Raw genomic sequence first — 18,168 nt, 5'->3', positions numbered from 1 at the left:
TAACTACTTTTAATTATTAAAAGGTTACGTTTAATCCAAAAGAAAATGTTTTCAGGTTCGGAAAAACGTCGTATGCCGTATCACTGTCTCTATATGAATATGGATTATAGAAATTATAAGGGTTTAAGGCTGTTGCATAAACACGTACATTACTTACTTTAACTTTTTCAAGCCAAGCTTTTGGCAAAGAGTAATTTAACTGTAAGCTGGCCAAACGCATTCTAAAAGAAGAAACTTTCCAGAAATTCGATGTCGGACTTAAACTGTTAGCTTCCCAGTTAGGATTTGGCATTGTACCATTTGGGTTAAGGATCGGATCATAAATATCGCCCCAGATTTCTGGCACACTCGCAAAAGTACGGGATATAGAATTGTTCATTTTTTTACGTGCGTCAATCTCCGACCATCCTCCAAACGAACCTGAAATTACCGCTTCAATCCCAATTCCTTTATAATTGGCTTTCAATGTTGTTCCGTAGCCATAATGGTTAGTGGCTTTTTTAGATAATTGGACCTGATCATTAAAATCGATGATTCCGTCAGGACCTGCAAAAGTTCCATCAGGTTGTAGTGGTCCTCTAACATCTCTGTAATAAAGCATGCCTGGTTTTAAATCTTTAGCCAAAATTGCTGATCCACTTCCTGCAGCGCCCGGATTTACTGAGGTAATTTTATATTGGTTTACATAAGCATCAATTTCTTGCTGATCTTTAAACATACCTAAATAATCGTAACCCCATTTACCAACATCAGATGAGGTACCATTACGTGGATTCCATGGATACAATACATCATTTGCATTATAATCTGCCTTAATTACCTTATTGTCTGACCAGGCAAACCTGAAATCAACGCCGTAACTAAAATCTTTTCCGATTTTATCATTCCATCCAATACCTAGTTCATAACCGAAATAATCTGCTGTTGCATAATTTTGTGAAGCTACCGAGCCTCCAATGGTGATTGGAATGTTTGATGTTACCTCTGTTAAAATATTAGTGGCATGGTTGTAATAACCATCAGCAGAAAATGTAAGTCGGTTTTTTAAGAATTTAGCATCAATACCAATGTTGTTTTTAAGTTCGTCACTCCACGTCGCGTCAGGGTTTGGCGACGCCTCCATTTTATAACCTGCTGTAGCATTACCATCTCCTCCGAAAACCGCTCCTTTACCATCCTGGAAAGTATAACGCTGTCTCCATAGCCAGGCTTTGGTTTGGTCGTTTCCTAATAAACCTATTGAGTATCTTAATTTCAAGAAATCAATACCCGGCACTTTAAAAAAGTCTTCTTCAGAAATTACCCAGCCCAATGAACCTGAGTAGAAATTACCCCAATAATTACCCGGTGCAAATTTGGTAGAAGCATCACTTCTGAACATAAATTCGGCAAGGTATTTATCTGCGTAGCTATAATTGGCCCTGGCCACATAAGATAGCGATCCACCTTCTGATTTTGTGGTACTTCCATCAATAGCGCCAGTAGCCGAGTTAAACTGACCGTTTGTTTGCTGGATAGGATCTGCCTTAAATACCACTTCATTATCATAAGCCTGTTCTGATCTTTCTACCGTTGCTAAAGCACCAATGGTATGTTTTCCAAATGTTCTGTTATAGGTAAGCAAAAAGTTGGATTGAGTTGAACTTTGTGTGGTATTTGAATAATAAAGCCTGTTACCATTAGAAGCTACAAGCGCCGTTGGCTGTGTTGCGCCATCGTAAATATGCTCGTTGGTGCCCAATTTCTTAAATGTGTATACATTGTATTTTGTACCAATCTGTGAGCCAGCACTACTTCCCATATTTCTCGAATATGTAGCTCTTGCACTTAAGCCTTTTACGAATGGAATATCGTATTGAGCATTTAAGTTTACGGTATAATTTGTAGTTCTGGTATTGGCCAGATTACCCAATTTTTCAATTTCATAGAAATGGTAAGTAGAAAAATCGTTCGTTGTTCCTGGTAATTTAACAGGATATCCATTAATATAGATGGGAACATAACGCGGTGCAAGAATCAGGTTACGGTAGTCGTTATCGTCCAGCTCACTACCAATTTTATTAAAAGTTTTAATCAGTTCGCTATTGTTTCCTGAAACCTGTAAACCCACTTTTAGGTTAGTAGCAACTTTAATATCGGCTCCTGATCTGAAATTCCAACGTTTAAAATCAAGACTTGAAAGATTTCCATCCTGTTTGTAGTAGGCAATATCGCCAAAATAAGTTGCACGGTCTGAGCCTCCTGAAATACTTAAGGTATGCTTCATATTATAAGCTGATTTCCATGCATCTTCTAACCAATCATAATTGATATTTTTAAAATGCTCAAGCTCATCCTGGCTAAAAAAACTATCCGCCGCAGAGGCTCCTGTAGGATTTACATTTGCGCCGTTAGGTCCGTTCATAATATTATAATACATGCCAAATTGGTAAGCACTTAACATTTTGGTACGGTAAGCTTCATCATTAACTGCATACGAACCACTGTAACTAATACGTGGAGGACCAATTTTACCACGTTTGGTTTTTACTAATACTACTCCATTACCTGCCCGGGTACCATAAATGGCTGCTGATGCATCTTTTAAAAAAGACAGGCTCTCAATCTCAGATGGATCAAGGTTATTGAAAAGTGTAGCATCCGGTTGTCCGTTTTGTGGATTAATCTGAATTACATCATCGATAACATACAGCGGATCAGTAGAACCACCATCTTTAGAAAAGATTGTGTTTGGATTTCTGATGGTAAGCTTGGCAGTAGAACCTGGTCTGGAAATACCCCCGCTCACACCAACGCCCAATATTTTTCCTGCCAGGGCAGCACCGATGTTACTCGCTGGTAAATCTTCTACTTCTGTTGCTTTAATATCGACCACAGCGCCAGTTAAATGACTTCTTTTCTGAGTACCGTAACCTACCACAACTACATCTTCTAAGCTCTTGTTTTCGGATACTAAGCGAACAGCGATGTTGGTTTGTTTACCCACTGTGATCTGCTGTCTAACGTATCCGATAAAAGAAAATACCAGCACATCAGCATCAGATTTTATCTGAATGGTAAAATTTCCATCCGAATTTGTACTTACATTACTCGGAATCCCTTTTAAGCTTACGTTCACACCAGGAATTCCCTGTCCATCTGCCTGATCGACAACCTTTCCCGTTACCTTCCGGTCTTGGGCAAAGAGGATGGTACTTGCCAGTAGCATGAAAAGCAATGACAAAGAAATTTTGCGTAAAAATTTTAAGTTCATTTTATTATTTGGTTAGTTAATATTGTAATGTTGGCTGGTTAAAGGCCTGCGTTTTAATGCTTATGTTTTACTATTTATATTATAGGTGATTGTTTAAATATCCTGATCAATCAGTTCTTGAATAATTTTTGTTTAGGAACGATAAAATAAAACGTTCAATTAACGCTTATACAAATCAAAGTGAAAAAAGTATGATGTGATTTGGCTCATTTTTTTTATTTGGATCTAGATAAATATTTTGGTTAGAAAGTATTGTAATTCAAAGTTGCAATCAAAAATGGCTTGTTTTAGCGAGTATATTCGCTATTTATTATACGATCTTATCAAATTCAGAAATAAAATCCATAAGTAACATCCAGTGTTTTAATTTGGCGATACAAGATATAACTAATTCATATATAAATGAAATATTCTTAAATAAAAAAATCGAGACAATTAAATTGCCTCGATTTTTAACAAAAAGTGAAATTATTGTCTATCTAAACCCTCATATTTTAATTCTGGATTTTCACATCAACATTTAAGAAAACTCCCCGAGATGAATTGTTGCTGGAGATGGAATTGACATAGAAAGCGCCGTATTTACCTTCGGGCGTTAAGAAATAAAATAAACTGCCCGGTATTAATCCCGTAGTAATAGATTTGAGTGTGGGTTTTGCGCTTTTACCTGCTGTAAGAATCTGCGCACCGGTTCTTAAATTTAAGAAAGCCGAAGCTTGTCCCGTTTTTGGGGCAGCAAGTAAGGTTGCACGTTTATTTGTCCATGTGCTCATATCATAAGCGGTAAATGGCATCGGATTGGCATCTAAAGCATAAGTATTGTACAAATAACCGTTTACACCATTGGCAGTTACCGGCGTACGATAAATACCAAGATCGATTTTGTCGGTGTTTTCTTTACCGTTGGTGTAGCTGTAAAGTTGTCCGTTGGTTAAAGAAATAAAAGAATTGGCTACTTTGGTAACAGTATCCGGAATAAATATCTCTCTTGATGACCAATATTTATAATCGGGCAGCACATTTAAAGTAATGGTTTTGTAACCATCGCCCAGGTAAATGCCACCTTTATCCAGTGCCCAAATCCGGTATGAGATTAACCCCACCCTTGTGTCCATTTTTAGCTTAACGATACCTGTAGCTTTTTTGCGCTGTGTATCATCCAGTGCAATTTTTGTAGGGATGGCAGATGAGGTTTCGAAAATACAGGCCACATACATATCTGTTTTCGGCGATTCGATGGTGTATTCTAAATAAACACTATCGCCTACGTTTACATCTTTATAACTGGTTACGGCATAAGGGCTTTTAGCGCCATAAGTAACCGTTACATCTTCGAACATGTTAAATATATTAGTGGTTTCTTTTTTACAGGCTGTAAAAAAGATTGTTGCCATTACGATCAGGCCAACAATATTTAAATTTCTTTTCATTTTAAATTTTATTTACTGATGAATACTGGTTTACAACGGATCGAATGTTCCACCGTCCCACCCTATGGTTTGATCTAACAATGGACTCGAATTCATAAATGTAGACGGCAGGGCGTAAAAATAGTAGGTATCCAATATCCCAAAACCATTAGGCCCTTGATTTACGTTGGTTGCAGCAAAATATTTATCAAACGTAGCGCGGTCGTTTACGTTAATGCTTTCCCTGAAACGGATACCATTGGTACCTACAGCTTCTAATTCGGTTTTCAATGCGGTTGTCTTCACTGTCCATTGAATAGTCTGCATTTGGCCGCTCAATAAATGGTAACGGCGGGTGCGTCTTAGATCGAATGAGCGTTTGCCCTCGAAAGAAAACTCAACCATACGTTCGTTCATGATCAGGTCGCGCATCAGTTCTTTTGAAGTAGCCAGGTCTAAACCATAGTTTTTAGTTCCCGGTTGTATCCCTGCCCTGATCCTGATCTGTTTAATCAGGTCTTTCGCTTCTTGTAAATTGCCGATTTCGTTGGCACATTCGGCATAATTTATAATGACTTCGGCAAAACGGAGCTCTACCCAGTCTAAACCGTTTCCACCAAAATCGTTGGCATTAATTACTGAACCTTTAGCAAGATCAGGATCGCAAAATTTCTTTAAATAAAAACCCTGTGGTGATGCTTCGGTAATGCCACCATTGTAACACCATTGTTTACGGGTAGCCAGGCCGCTTAATTTCCACGGACTTCCGTTATAAGCAATGCTTGCATCTAAACGGGGATCGCGGTTTACCCAAAATACCACCGGATCATAAGTGAAAGAACTGGCCTGCCCTACCGGAACACCATCTTTCATGGTGTAGGCATTTACCAATTGTAAGGTTGGTGTAAAAGCAGATGCATTGCCACCTTCTTCTGTAGGTCTGCTTCTTTGTTCTACATTTTGTCCTCTTTTAGAAAGTTTGGCCGAATATGAACGAACAATAATGGCTTCAGGATTAGCCGTTCCTTCTTTAAGGAAAATATCGGCATAATTTGGCATTAACGATGCTCCGGCAGCTTTACAGATATCGTAAGCTTCTTTATTGGCTTCGTAAGCTTTTTGCCACCTGCTTTGATCGAATGGGTGTGCGGGATTATTGGTGGGGTTAAACTGCGGACTAGCCCAGTACAATAAAACCCTTGCTTTTAATGCAGCTGCCGCCTGACGGGTAAATTTGCCCCTTTCGGTAGCATCAACCCAGGTTACTCCATTTAACAGGTTCATGGCCGAATCGAGATCGCTTACGATGGCCTGGAAACATGCCGATGCTTTTGCACGCCCGGTGAGCGTTAAATTATCAGGATCCTGTGTTTCAAGCACCAGTGGCACTCCACCATAAAGCCTTACCAACTGGAAATAGGTAATGGCCCTTAGCGCGAAAAACTGTCCGCGCAACTTGTTTTTCGAAATTTGTGATAAAGTTCCTTTCGGGATTTCTTTTAAGGCAACATTGCAGCGGGCAATATCAAAATAACGGTTATCACCCTTATTGCCCTGGTATTTGGTGGCAATAAATTTCACGTCATTTGAGGTTAAAACCCCGTTTACCCCAATGGCCTTACGCATAATTGATTCTGAAGAAGAGAATTTATCTTCATCACTGGCATAAATCACATTATCGGCCGTTATTTCGTAAGGGAAATCGGGCATGGTTACATCGTAGGTATCATTTAAAAGAAACTGGATAGAACCTTCGTTATCCCAAATCCGTGAATCCATTCCGTTTCTATCTTCGAGGTCGAAAAAATCCTTTTTGCAGGAAGTAGAGAATAAGATAAGCATCGCCATCATTCCGATCAGCAATGTGGTTTTATTTTTTAAAATCATTTTAGCTTGGTTAGAGTGATACAACATTACAGGCTTACATTTAATCCTACTGAGATGGTTCTGAGCGTAGGGTAATCGTAAATGGTTGATGAATAAGGATCTTTGTAATCTAAAGGATTGATGATTGTCCACAGGTTATTGCCCGTTAATACAAATCGAGAATCGGCAATGCCTAATTTATTCATGAAATTCCTCGGCATTTTATAGGTCAGCGTCATGTTGTTGATCCTGATCATGGTGCCGCTTCTTGCCCAGAAGGTCGAATTCCAACCAGCAGCAATAGAAGGATCATCAAAACGTGGAAACTCTGCATTGGTGTTTTCAGGTGTCCAGTGATCTTTCCAATAAGCCGGAACATTTACTGTTGTGCTTGCCGGAGCTTTAGATTTGGTATCAAAAAATGCTTTTCCGCCAAAACGGGTTACAAAATTCGTATTCAAACTAAAGGCTTTATAGGTAAGGCCAACGTTAAAACCAACACCAAAAGAATTAAGGCTTTTGAACATTAGCGTCTGGTCTTTTTCAGTGATCTTTCCGTCGCCGTTAACATCTTCATAGTATAGCCAGCCCACTTGCGGTACTGATCCGTTAATGGTATAGGTAGGGTATTTATTCAATAAAGCATCTACATCGGCCTGTGTCCTTAACATTCCTTTCGAAATCAGCCCGTAGTTTGAGGTATTGTATACATTTGGATTGGTGCCAAACTGGTATTTAAGATCCGGATAGGTAGTATCCCATAACTGGAACTGGTTATAAAACATCCTGTCGATACGGCTATTGCCAAAACCGAACATCACATCGGTTGATATGCCAAAATCTTTACCCAGCTTGGTGCGGTAACCCAATGTAATTTCGTGACCCCAGGATGTTCTTTGCTGATAATTTACAATCGGTGCTTCGAACCCGGCATACATCGGGAAGTTTTCGTTATTGCCTTTATCAAACATATCATAAGAATAGCGGTGATAAAACTCGTAGGTAATGTTCAGTTTATTGTTAAATAAGGCTGCATCCAAACCTAAGTTCATGGTACGTGCTTTCTCCCAGGTAATGTCAGGGTTTGGCAAAATTGATGGATTTAAACCACCATACATCGATTCGTTATAAGAATAACCGTTCGGATCTACCTTATAACGCGATTGCCATAAGCGGGCATCTACCCGGCTTTCTCCTACCATACCATAATTGGCACGCACTTTTAAATTGCTTACAAATTTTACGTTTTCTTTAAAGAAATTTTCCTGACTAATTACCCAGCCCAAACCTAAACTCGGAAATAAACCCCAACGATTACCGGGAGCAAAATTTGATGAGGCATCCCATCTTCCTATAGCTTCCAATAGGTATTTCTTGTCAAAATCGTAACTGAAACGGGTAATGAATGAACGTTGTACGGCTTCACCAAAAGTGTTTTCCTGCATGGTGAAGGTAGATTGGTCAAAACCCCAATATTGGTTTACATTAGGTAACACCTGATTTCTCCAGTAAACGGAAAGCGATTCGCTATTGTTCTCCGACTGATCGAAAGCAGCTAAAGCGGTGATGGAGTGTTTGCCGATCTGGCGGTTGTAGCTTAATGATCCAATTGCCTGATAGCTCGAGGCCATATCGTTACCTTTTAATAATATGGTATTAGCCAAACCAACAGCGGTAATGGCTGTAGTAGGCTCGTTGGTGTACAACAATCCGTTCTGACCGGTCATTTTGAAATTATAAACGGTATATGGCGGAATATACTGTCCACTACTCCCGCTCCTGTTGTTTTTACCAAAACGTACACTTGCCGTTAAACCTTTAATAAAAGAAGGGCTATAGTTTAATGATGCGTTGATGTTTAAACCTTGCGATTTACTGTAAATGTTATTGCCAGAATTGATAACCGCTAAGGGGTTGGTGTTTCCGTTGTAGTTTACGGGTTTGCCATCAATCTGTATAGGTACCCACATTGGGGTGGTAATCAACTGTTGGAAAAAGGCCTGATCATTCTCCCCGCCATTTTTATAGGTATCGCTGTTTTTCTTGTTAAAATCAGTATTTAAAGTTACATCGGCAGTTAAACCCGGAAAAATCTTAGCATTCATACCTGAACGGAAAGCGTATTTATTATAAGTAATACCTCCGTAGTTACCGGTTTCATTGTAATAATTACCGCCTGCAAAAAAGGTAATGGCATTCGAACCACCAGAAATATTAATGTTGTGCCTGTTGGTTGAAGCTACTTTCCAAAGCTCATCGAACCAGCTCTTGTTGGGATTGTTTTTTAAAACTTCCAGATCAGCGTCTGAAAATAAGGATGAAGTTGGGGCGTTTTTAATTTTGTTGGCATCATTCAGTAAAGTAGCATGATCATAAGCACTGAGCATTTTCACATCACTGGTATTATCCTGATAACCAACATAACCGGTATAGCTAATTTTAGGTTTCCCTGCTTTTCCCCTTTTGGTGGTAACTAAAACAACACCTTTTGCACCAGATGCACCATAAATGGCTGCCGAAGCATCTTTCAAAAATGAAATATCTTCTACCATAGAGATATCGATATTGTCGAATTCATCGCGGGTTACTGTAATTCCATCGATAACATAAAGCGGTTCGGAAGTAACGCCATAGAGTTTTGATTGATCGGAAGCAGTTGAATTACGGATATTTAAAGTGATGGACGAACCAGGTTTACCTGAAACGGTATTAACGCCAACGCCCTGTATTTTGTTACGCAAAGCAGCTGCGATATTGGGAACAGGAAGATCCTGAATTTCTTCGGCTTTAATATTGGCCACAGAACCTAAAATTTCTGATTTCTTTTTAGTACCATAGCCTACCACAATTACATCATCAAGGCCATTAGTGTCTTCAGCCAGGCTGATTTCTAAAGTTGATTTGCCAGACAGGGTAACCACCTGTCGAACATAACCCACATAAGTAAATACGAGTACATCGCTGGCCGGATCGGCAACCAGGGCAAATTCACCTTTATCGTTGGTACTCACATTGTTGGTTTTTCCACGGATACCAACGCTGACTCCGGGTATGGGTTGCCCGTCTTTTTTATCCACCACCTTACCTTTTATCTGTTTTTGTTGGGCAAAAACGCTTGTAAAAGCACAAAGCAGCAGCATTAAAACCCATGGGGTTTTTCGTAAAGTTTTAAAGATCATAATAGTTTATTTGGTTAGTTTGGTTTTTTTCTGATTTTAATTGGCTTCAGCCCTGGCCTTTCGCCTTTTCTCCCATTCTATGCCTTCCTTTTTAAGGTCGTAGCCTGCTGCTGATAAGTAATTATTAATGCGGCCTTTGTATTTGCCGAACCAGGCATGTTTTTTATCAGATGATTCTGCATCCATGGCATGCTCCCGCGCTTCGGTTAACCAGATTAGGATCTGTTTTTTCTGATCTTCGGTCAGCGTTAAAATTTCTTCCTGATAAGCTTTATAAGTGATGGGCAATACATTATAAGTCATGCCGTTTTTTACCAGTTCTACCTGCTCATTAGTTAGTTGCGCAGAAAGTTTGCTGATGTATTTTTTATGCAGTTTATTTAAAGCTGTTTCTACAATGCGGCCATCTTTAGCCAGTGCCGAGTCGCGTTCTACCTTATTATCTTTGTTTTTTTCTTTAATTTCTTTAACCCTGGCATCACGCGCCGCGTAAATATCATTCAGATTGCTGTACTGATCGCGCACAATTACCGTTACTTTTTCTGTTTTCCTGGCATCGGTAAGGCCTAAATTGGTCACAATTTTAGCAGCACGATCGGTAATCATTTTGGTATAGGTTTCTTTATCAGCAGCGGCATTAGTTTGTGCAAAAATGGCTGTCATGCCGGAGAACGTTAACATAAAGGCCAAAAGGGATAATTTCATGTATTTGATATTTTAAATTGAATATATTTTTAATGGAATTTGAGGTTTTTTGAAGCATTAAAATTTAAACGGGATCCGTCCACCACCACCATTTTCGATGATGAGGATGTTTAAATACCCAGCCTAAATTAGTGGAATTTTTGGTGATTTTCCCTAGTCTCATAATTTATTAATAAACAAAAAATTTATAGGAAAATAATTTGTCGGTTTGTAATTTGGTTACGCCTATCGGGCTTTATACAAAACTCAACATAGAAAAACACTATTTTCTAATGGTTTTTAGCAAATTAATATAGGATATTATCATTTAACTGTTTAACTTTAGGCCTGCTGCACAAATTTAGTTGAGTTAATTGTTGCGGTGCTAACCAAATATTTTAACCCTAAGATGAAGCCCCATTTTCATAAAGTTCCCATTACTTTACAAAGTTCTTTTAGTATCCGTCACGACATTAAACCCGATTTTGGAAACATCTGGCATTATCATCCCGAACTCGAACTTCATTATGTAATTAAAGGTGAAGGTGTCCGATTTATTGGCGACAACATCAGTAATTTTGTGCCTGATGAGATGGTACTTTTGGGAGAAAACCTCCCGCATACCTGGCGTTGTAAAGATGAGTACTTTCAGAACAACCCCGACCTCACAACGGAAGCCATGGTGATCCATTTCTTGCCCGATTGTTTAGGTAAATATATGCTCACTTTGCCCGAAGCTTACCTGATCCCCAAATTGTTCGAAAAAGCCAAAAGTGGCATGGTAATTAAAGGTAAGGCCAAGGATAAACTGGTCGATTTAATGCGGGCTGCTGTTGATGCTACGAATTTAGACCGCATTATTATTTTACTCTCCATACTAAAAACACTGGCAGAAACGGATGAATATTCGACCATTGTAACCAGTAAAAATACTTTTTATCAATCGAATGAATCGGAAACTTTACGCATCAATAAAATTTGCAATTATACCCTCAGCAACTATAAAAAGGACATCACCTTAGAGGAAGTGGCATCGTTAAGTAATTTAAGTGTGACTTCTTTCTGCCGTTATTTTAAACTGATGACTAAAAAGACTTTCTATGATTTTCTGATTGAGATCAGGGTGAGCCACGCCTGCCGTTTCCTGATTGAGAATAAGTTACCTACCGAGATGATTTGTTTTGATTGCGGCTTCAATAATGTATCTAATTTTTATCGCCACTTTAAAAAGGTAACGGGAATGACGCCATTGGACTATAAAAGGAAGTATTTGAATTAAGCTAGAATTACAAACCTCGCAGGTTTTTAAAACCTGCGGGGTTTGAAGAATATCATATAAAAACCTTAATATTCAGATTATTACGTAACGAAGTATAATCATCAAACAAGGTTTCCATTCCTTTCTCTTCGCTTGTGGTAAATGCACCCACATTTCTTCGTGTAAAAGTAGAAATGTTTAAACCCCGTTTTTGCAGAAAATATTTAGATACTACCGGATAAACATGATGCATCACCTCCATGTTATCGATCAAAAACTGTTGCACGGCCTGTACCTCATCATTAAGCGATTCATCATTATAATGATCACATAACCAAACAATTAACTCCGGAAAATAATTGCCCTGAATACAGGATAACCCTGAAGCACCTGCTTTTAGCGAATCAACTGCGTGAACCATGTAGGCATCGTATAAACCAAAGGCATAACCTTCGGTGAGTTTAAGTTTTTCTTTTATCTGATTAAGATCAAGGCTGGTATCTTTATGGTAAATTACCCTTCCTGTAGCGACAAAATCGGCCAGTTGCTGTGGCTTTAATACTCTTTTGTAGGGTACAGGGCATTCGTAAAAACCCATCGGAATTTCATCCGTTTGATGCAGCAGATCGAACACGCGGTCGTTAAATATTTCATCGCTATCCCCTTCATTGGCCAATAAACTGGTAATTGCAATTACAGCTTCTACGCCTGCATCGCTAACCTCCTTTATAAAATCGGCTTGTTTGGCAATTTCACCACCAAAGGTTCCGGTGGCTACAACAGGTACTGCGCCATTTGCCACCTTTATCACATGTTTTATGGCCTGGATTCTTTCTTTATCACTTAATTCGAACATTTCGCTCGAGAGGCAATTGGCAAACAAACCTGAAGCTCCTGCCTGTAAATAAATCTCAGTAAGTTGTGTTAAAGCAGGATAATCGATATTCCCATTGCTCAAAAATGGCGTGAGCATAACCGGGATGAACCCTTTTTGTGAGTTTTCCATTGTAGTTTGATATGGTAAATGTGTTATGTTTTTTTGTACCAGAAAAGCTCTGAATGAGCTTAGTGGACTGTTTTTGTCTTTTTGTTTTTAATTTTTGTCAGGAAAAGTCCTGTTAAAAAAATGGTTAAAGTACCGATTACGATAATCATGTTTTTATGTAAAGGATTTCTAAAAACTTCATATTCTGGAGGAAGAAGTGAAGAAAATGTCATCCATATAATTACAGCAATACCGATAATGGTTGCCGTGATGGCTTCATGGTTTTTGCTTTGCCTGCTGATGATGCCTAATAAAAACAATCCCAGCATTCCAGCCGCAAAAATTCCTGATAATTCCCACCAAACATCTAAAATACTTTTTACACCGATCATGGCAATCCCGGCAATCATACCCAATAATCCAAATCCTACGGTAGCCAAATGCAGCAGCGATAAATTCTGTTTCTCGGTGATGCCGGGTTTGAAATATCTTTTGTAAATATCTACCGAAAACACGGTTGCCGAAGCGTTCATCCCAGAACTAATGGTACTCATGGCTGCAGATAAAATGGCCGAAACAATCAGTCCAACCAAACCTACCGGGATCTTGGTGACCATAAAATGAGGCATTATTTTATCGCCATAATCTGATGGAACCAAAGCATTCTGCACTTTCAACACCTCTGTTGCTGAAGCATGTAAAGGTAAGCGCTCAATAGCTACCTGGTGTTTGATCGACTGCACCAATTCCGGATTAACCTCATAGTAAGCGTACAAGCAAGATCCTATAATGAAAAATAGCAATGAGGCCGGGATGTATAACCAAACACATAGCCATATTGATTTCGAAGCTGCTTTACTTGATGATGCGGTATGGTAGCGCTGAATATAATTCTGGTCCATTCCAAAATTGTTCAGGTTGATAAAAAAACCATAAAGCAAAACCACCCAGAACGACGATCCGACAAAATCGAATTTAAAACTGCCGAGGCTAAATTTATCAGCAGATTTTCCAATTTCTACAATCTTTGATACACCCCCCGGCATGTTGGTTATAATCAGGTACAAAATGAGCAGTGCTCCCAGGGTTTTCACAATGGCCTGTACCACTTCTGTCCATATTACCGCTTCAATTCCTCCTAAAACGGTGTAGACAATGATACAGATACCAATTACGATCATAATCATCTGCATGGAATAACCCGTAAGTGCCTGAAGGCTCAATGCGATCCCGAAAAATATCGATCCCATTCTGGCCAATTGTGTCAATAGAAAACATACAACTGCATATACCCTTGCCCATGCCCCAAAACGTTTTTCTAAATGGGTATAAGCTGATATTTCTCCGGTATTTCGGTAAAATGGCACGAAATATTTAGAAGCCACCCATGCGGCCAACGGCATCGAAATACTGAATACAAATGCATTCCAGTTGCCCCCAAAAGATTTACCGGGCACGCCCAAAAAAGTGTTACTGCTTAAAAATGTTGCATAAATAGATAAACCTATCGCCCATCCGGGAATCAGGCCCGAAGCTTTTGTAAATTGCTCGGAGTTTTTATTTTTTCGCGAAAAATAAACCCCAACTAATATCATCCCAACAAGATAAATGAAGATGATCGCAAGATCGAATACAGGAAGACCTTTCATTACTTGTTGGCTCGTTTATTAATTTGGTTAAAACAAATATGCATCCCTAAATATCATCATTAATATAAGATTTTGGCCACATATTATACCATCTTATCTTATTGAACATCTAAAGCGTCAACTGCAAGTCCTTTGGTTTCTGTGGCGGTTAAGCGCACGCTGTAACTTCCGGCATTAATCATGCTCCCGGTATTGGTGTTCAGGTAATTCCATTTCCCCTCTTTTGTAGGTGCAAATTCTGCTATTTCTGTTTTCATTAGTGTTCCATCTGCCGATAAAAACTCCAGTTTGGCTTTCAAGGGTTGAGTAGATGGGTTATGATACTTAATAGTTAAGGAATAGGTATCTGCAACGCCAACTGAAATATTCCAGGTGAGGCTAGCCTGGTTACCCGCATTAAAAATTACGCGCTGTTTATCCATCAATACGGCTTTTGTAATGTCTTTCCCAGCTAAAATGCCATCAGTGGCTTTGTAACTTGTGGTGGTTTTTAAATCATAAGCAGGTTGTAAATGGGTAATGGGCAATACAAAAACGCTGGCCACCCTACCATCAAATATGATTCTTTCGTTGGGAATAAGTCTTTTGCGATAAATATCAAACGTTTCATCCCGGCTGTTGCTCAAAGTGCTTTTGGTATTTTCAAATCCCTGCGGAACGCTGCTGGTTTTATTGAGTGCAACAAAGACATCAACACTATCAGTAGCGGTAAATTCGATGCTTTCTTGACCGCGTGAGGTTTTTAGCCATTCTGCGCCATATAAATTTGAAGGCAAATCGGTAAATGCTGATTTTTCTCCTTTAAATTGCTCGTCTCCAATGTCCAGCCAGCTATTTAATTCGGAATTTTTGATCTTGGTTAAGAGCGAATTACTTTCTGGTGCAGGTTTAATATTTTGGTTTAAACTGGCTATGGCAATACCCGAAATAACCGCCTGACCCACTTTTACCTCAGGGAAATTAATATCCAAAAAGCCACCTTTGATTGAAGTTTTGATAGTTTTCTTCAATAATGTATTGCTGCCGGTTTCTCTCCAGATATCCAAATCTTTAAGAACCGTTTTTCCATTAAAGGCCACATCAAATAAACGCATGGCTTTGGCATCAAAACCGCCACCAATTCCCAGCCAGGGTTCAATGAAATAAAGTTCAATCAAATATTCCCCATCAGGCAATGGGAAGTGGTATTTTAGCTGATCTCTACCATATCTGAAGGTTTGAAAAAGCTTCCAATCTTTAGTGCCACTAATAGGTTGAAAAGTACGGCGTTGACTGGCGAAAAAATCGGGCACACCTGGAAAATTAGCCGTCCATGAGGTAGATCCAAAATTATCAGCCGAAGTTAAATTCCGGTCGGCCGACCATTGATTGCCGTTCACATCGGTATAATCGCCTCCTCCACAGTTGATGCGGTACACATAATGATAACCCTTCATGGGAACAGTAAGTTTTCCCTCTGAAATTAATGTGTTAAAATTTGGACTTTGAGGTAAATTCTGCAAAACTACTAGATCTTTTGCAACCGCTTTTCCATTTACATAACCTACCGCATAAAGTACATTGTAGTTAATTTCGGGCTTGTTCCACTGGAAATGCGTACCAATCTGGCCGCGCTTTTTCTTGCCTAAAGATTGTCCGTTTACATCATTAAAAAGTTCTACTTCATCACAGTTAGAATATACCACAACACTATCTTTAATGCCGGGTTTTGTCCAGCGGTTTGGCCAGGTGTGCGAAACGATATATACCATAGCTTCCGTTTGTTTTGGTGCATAATTTGCCCTGAACATGTAAAAAACATCTGTTGGTTCTTCCCAAGGGGTAAACATGCCTTTGTAATTTACAGGACCAATCCGATCCAGATCTCTTAACCCCTCGCCACCCTGTACCCTTCCCGGATTATCATGTGAGCTATAAAGCCAGAAAAAATGACCAGCAGTTTTATCTTTTACCGATTCGGCCAGGCGCACTTTTGTTTCCATCAGGTCGGTCATTTTGTTCTCCGTGTACCCTTTTCCATTGGCATCAGTATTGTGAAGATCAATTGTTCTCCAGGCGCCATATTCGCCTACCAAAACCTGTCTTTTCAAATCTTCGCCATAGGTTAAAGGATTGCCGCCATAAGTACCCGTCCAGTTTTGTGGCACATCCCAATCGGTTCCTTTGCCGCCATTACAAGTGGTTACTTTTCTTTGTGAAGAAGCTGTTGGATCCAGTTTACGGATGAGTTCGGTACATTCTTTTGCGAAATTTTCGGGCAGGGTACTTTCGTTTTCCAATCCCCATAACACTACCGCAGGACTGTTCCTTCTTTCCTTTACCCAGTCCGTTAAAAGTATTTTAAAATTCTTCCTGAATTCGGGCGTATCGTACCAAATGTGTGCTGCCATTTGTGTCCAGCATAAAATCCCTTCCTTGTCCCAATAATCAGAATACAATAAATGATGTGGCTGATGTGCATCGCGGAAAGCATTGAAACCTGCTGCTTTAACCTGCATCACCCTCGACCTGATCTGCTCGTTACTAAAAGCATGGCTCTGCCCGATTAAATGCTCATATTCTGCTATTCCGTTAATAAAAACTGGCTTTCCGTTTAATAAAAACTGTTTTTGATTGGCCTGATTGCCAATAGGATCACTATCGGATGGCCAGCTGATCCAGCGGATGCCATAAGGTGTTTTCAATTCATCAACAATTTTTCCATTTTCAACGATAATCGTCTGCACAACATAGAGATATGGATTTTCCAAAGACCAAAGTTTTGGATTGATGATTTTATCGGTTTGCTGATCAATTTCGATTTCTTTACCTGGCGGAACAATCAGTGTTTTTTTGATTTCTTTAACCTGCTTTCCGCTTGAATCAAGCAATCGGTTAATTACAGATACATTTTTAGGTTTTAAACCATAGTTTTTAATGCTTGTAATCAGGTTTAATACTGCGGCTTTTTCTGAAATTTTATTGTCGTTCCAGATGTGAATGCCAAATGGTTCAACACGGATATCATTGGTCACAATTAAATGCACCGGACGGAAAATCCCCATGGGCTGCGAACCTTCTGAAAAACCGCGTTCGGTAGAGCAACCGCCATCAACCCAGGGTAAATCCTGGATATTTGCGGGATGATCAGCCCGAACTGCTAAAATATTCTCCTGATTATTCAATTTTATGGCAACAGTAACATCCAAAGTAAAAGTTGTTCGTCCGCCTGCATGGTAGCCAACCTTTTTACCGTTTAACCAGATCGTGGCATAAGAACCAACGCCCTCAAAGTATAAAAAGAACCTTTTTCCGGGTTTAATTTCATTAGTTTTGAATGTTTTTCGATACCAGGCATAACCATGTTTATTGCCATGAAGTTTGCGTTGGTAACCCTCGTATTGGTCCCAGTTATGTGGAACATTAATATTTTTCCAGTTTAAGGTGTTATAGCCGGCCGACTGAAAACCATCAAAAGCATTTTTGTTTTCCTCATCCGCTATGGTAAACCAATTGGCATTTAATGAGATATCTTTTCTGGTTGAACTTTGGGCATGAACGAAATTGATCCCTATTAAGAAAATAACGCAAAAAGATAGTAAAAGTGTCCGTGTAAGATTTGAGTATGTTATTGGTTCGTGGAGACACGAACCATGGCGCGTGAAATGTTTCAATTTTCGTCTGTGGAAACAAAGACTAAGGCGTTTGGAATTCTTGAAGGCCATAGTCCCTCTAGCCGAGGTATGTGTCCCCACGGACCTCATTACGTTCAAAACACTTTTTAAAATACCTATAGCCGAGGTACGTGTCCCCACGAACCTCATTACGTTCAAAATACTTTTTAAAATCCCTATAGCCGAGGTACGTGTCCCCACGGACCTCATCGCGTTCAAAATACTTTTTAAA

The 18,168-nt window shown here is 39.4% G+C and carries 9 protein-coding genes; 1 reads left to right on the top strand and 8 read right to left on the bottom strand.

All coding sequences use genetic code 11. The annotated features are described in order from the left end of the window. Window positions 1-16 precede the first annotated feature (16 nt). The 5 genes from H9L23_RS10180 to H9L23_RS10160 form a co-directional block, all read right to left on the bottom strand. The gene (locus H9L23_RS10180; protein WP_187594855.1) at window positions 17-3,253 is read right to left on the bottom strand and encodes a SusC/RagA family TonB-linked outer membrane protein; all 3,237 of its coding nucleotides are present in this window, start codon (window positions 3,251-3,253) and stop codon (window positions 17-19) included. Between the two features lie 494 nt (window positions 3,254-3,747). Further along, window positions 3,748-4,683, bottom strand: a complete 936-nt coding sequence (locus H9L23_RS10175) for a hypothetical protein (RefSeq protein ID WP_187594854.1) — start codon at window positions 4,681-4,683, stop codon at window positions 3,748-3,750. 30 nt (window positions 4,684-4,713) lie between these two features. Continuing rightward, window positions 4,714-6,549: a RagB/SusD family nutrient uptake outer membrane protein gene (locus H9L23_RS10170; RefSeq protein ID WP_187594853.1), complete on the bottom strand. Its 1,836-nt coding sequence runs from the start codon at window positions 6,547-6,549 to the stop codon at window positions 4,714-4,716. A 26-nt stretch (window positions 6,550-6,575) separates the two neighbouring features. Beyond that, window positions 6,576-9,707 carry a SusC/RagA family TonB-linked outer membrane protein gene (locus tag H9L23_RS10165; RefSeq protein ID WP_187594852.1) on the bottom strand — a complete coding sequence of 1,044 codons (3,132 nt, stop codon included), beginning with the start codon at window positions 9,705-9,707 and terminating at the stop codon, window positions 6,576-6,578. 36 nt (window positions 9,708-9,743) lie between these two features. After that, window positions 9,744-10,412: a DUF3826 domain-containing protein gene (locus tag H9L23_RS10160; RefSeq protein ID WP_187594851.1), complete on the bottom strand. Its 669-nt coding sequence runs from the start codon at window positions 10,410-10,412 to the stop codon at window positions 9,744-9,746. A gap of 388 nt (window positions 10,413-10,800) precedes the next feature. Here H9L23_RS10160 and H9L23_RS10155 point away from each other — a divergent pair, with 388 nt between their 5' ends. Next, window positions 10,801-11,670, top strand: coding sequence for an AraC family transcriptional regulator (locus tag H9L23_RS10155; RefSeq protein ID WP_025143623.1), 870 nt, complete (start codon window positions 10,801-10,803; stop codon window positions 11,668-11,670). 52 nt (window positions 11,671-11,722) lie between these two features. On the opposite strand, the gene H9L23_RS10150 is transcribed toward H9L23_RS10155, so the two are convergent. From H9L23_RS10150 to H9L23_RS10140, 3 genes are all read right to left on the bottom strand, one after another. Continuing rightward, entirely contained in the window at window positions 11,723-12,655 is a 933-nt protein-coding gene (locus tag H9L23_RS10150; protein ID WP_187594850.1) for a dihydrodipicolinate synthase family protein, read from the bottom strand. Between the two features lie 59 nt (window positions 12,656-12,714). After that, window positions 12,715-14,283, bottom strand: coding sequence for a sodium:solute symporter (locus tag H9L23_RS10145; RefSeq protein ID WP_187594849.1), 1,569 nt, complete (start codon window positions 14,281-14,283; stop codon window positions 12,715-12,717). A 98-nt stretch (window positions 14,284-14,381) separates the two neighbouring features. Then, window positions 14,382-17,936, bottom strand: coding sequence for a malectin domain-containing carbohydrate-binding protein (locus tag H9L23_RS10140; protein WP_246474901.1), 3,555 nt, complete (start codon window positions 17,934-17,936; stop codon window positions 14,382-14,384). Window positions 17,937-18,168 lie beyond the last annotated feature (232 nt).

This window comes from Pedobacter roseus (assembly GCF_014395225.1).
Taxonomy (GTDB): Bacteria; Bacteroidota; Bacteroidia; order Sphingobacteriales; family Sphingobacteriaceae; genus Pedobacter; species Pedobacter roseus.
The sequence above is the reverse complement of the archived record's forward strand: the minus strand, read 5'-3'. Positions and strand labels throughout refer to the sequence as shown.

Bases quoted from the DNA above. Each gene is read 5' to 3' on its own strand.
- H9L23_RS10160 (WP_187594851.1), bottom strand. From the start codon at position 10,412: ATGAAATTATCCCTTTTGGCCTTTATGTTAACGTTCTCCGGCATGACA.
- H9L23_RS10180 (WP_187594855.1), bottom strand. From the start codon at position 3,253: ATGAACTTAAAATTTTTACGCAAAATTTCTTTGTCATTGCTTTTCATG.
- H9L23_RS10170 (WP_187594853.1), bottom strand. From the start codon at position 6,549: ATGATTTTAAAAAATAAAACCACATTGCTGATCGGAATGATGGCGATG.
- H9L23_RS10155 (WP_025143623.1), top strand. From the start codon at position 10,801: ATGAAGCCCCATTTTCATAAAGTTCCCATTACTTTACAAAGTTCTTTT.
- H9L23_RS10175 (WP_187594854.1), bottom strand. From the start codon at position 4,683: ATGAAAAGAAATTTAAATATTGTTGGCCTGATCGTAATGGCAACAATC.
- H9L23_RS10145 (WP_187594849.1), bottom strand. From the start codon at position 14,283: ATGAAAGGTCTTCCTGTATTCGATCTTGCGATCATCTTCATTTATCTT.
- H9L23_RS10165 (WP_187594852.1), bottom strand. From the start codon at position 9,707: ATGATCTTTAAAACTTTACGAAAAACCCCATGGGTTTTAATGCTGCTG.
- H9L23_RS10150 (WP_187594850.1), bottom strand. From the start codon at position 12,655: ATGGAAAACTCACAAAAAGGGTTCATCCCGGTTATGCTCACGCCATTT.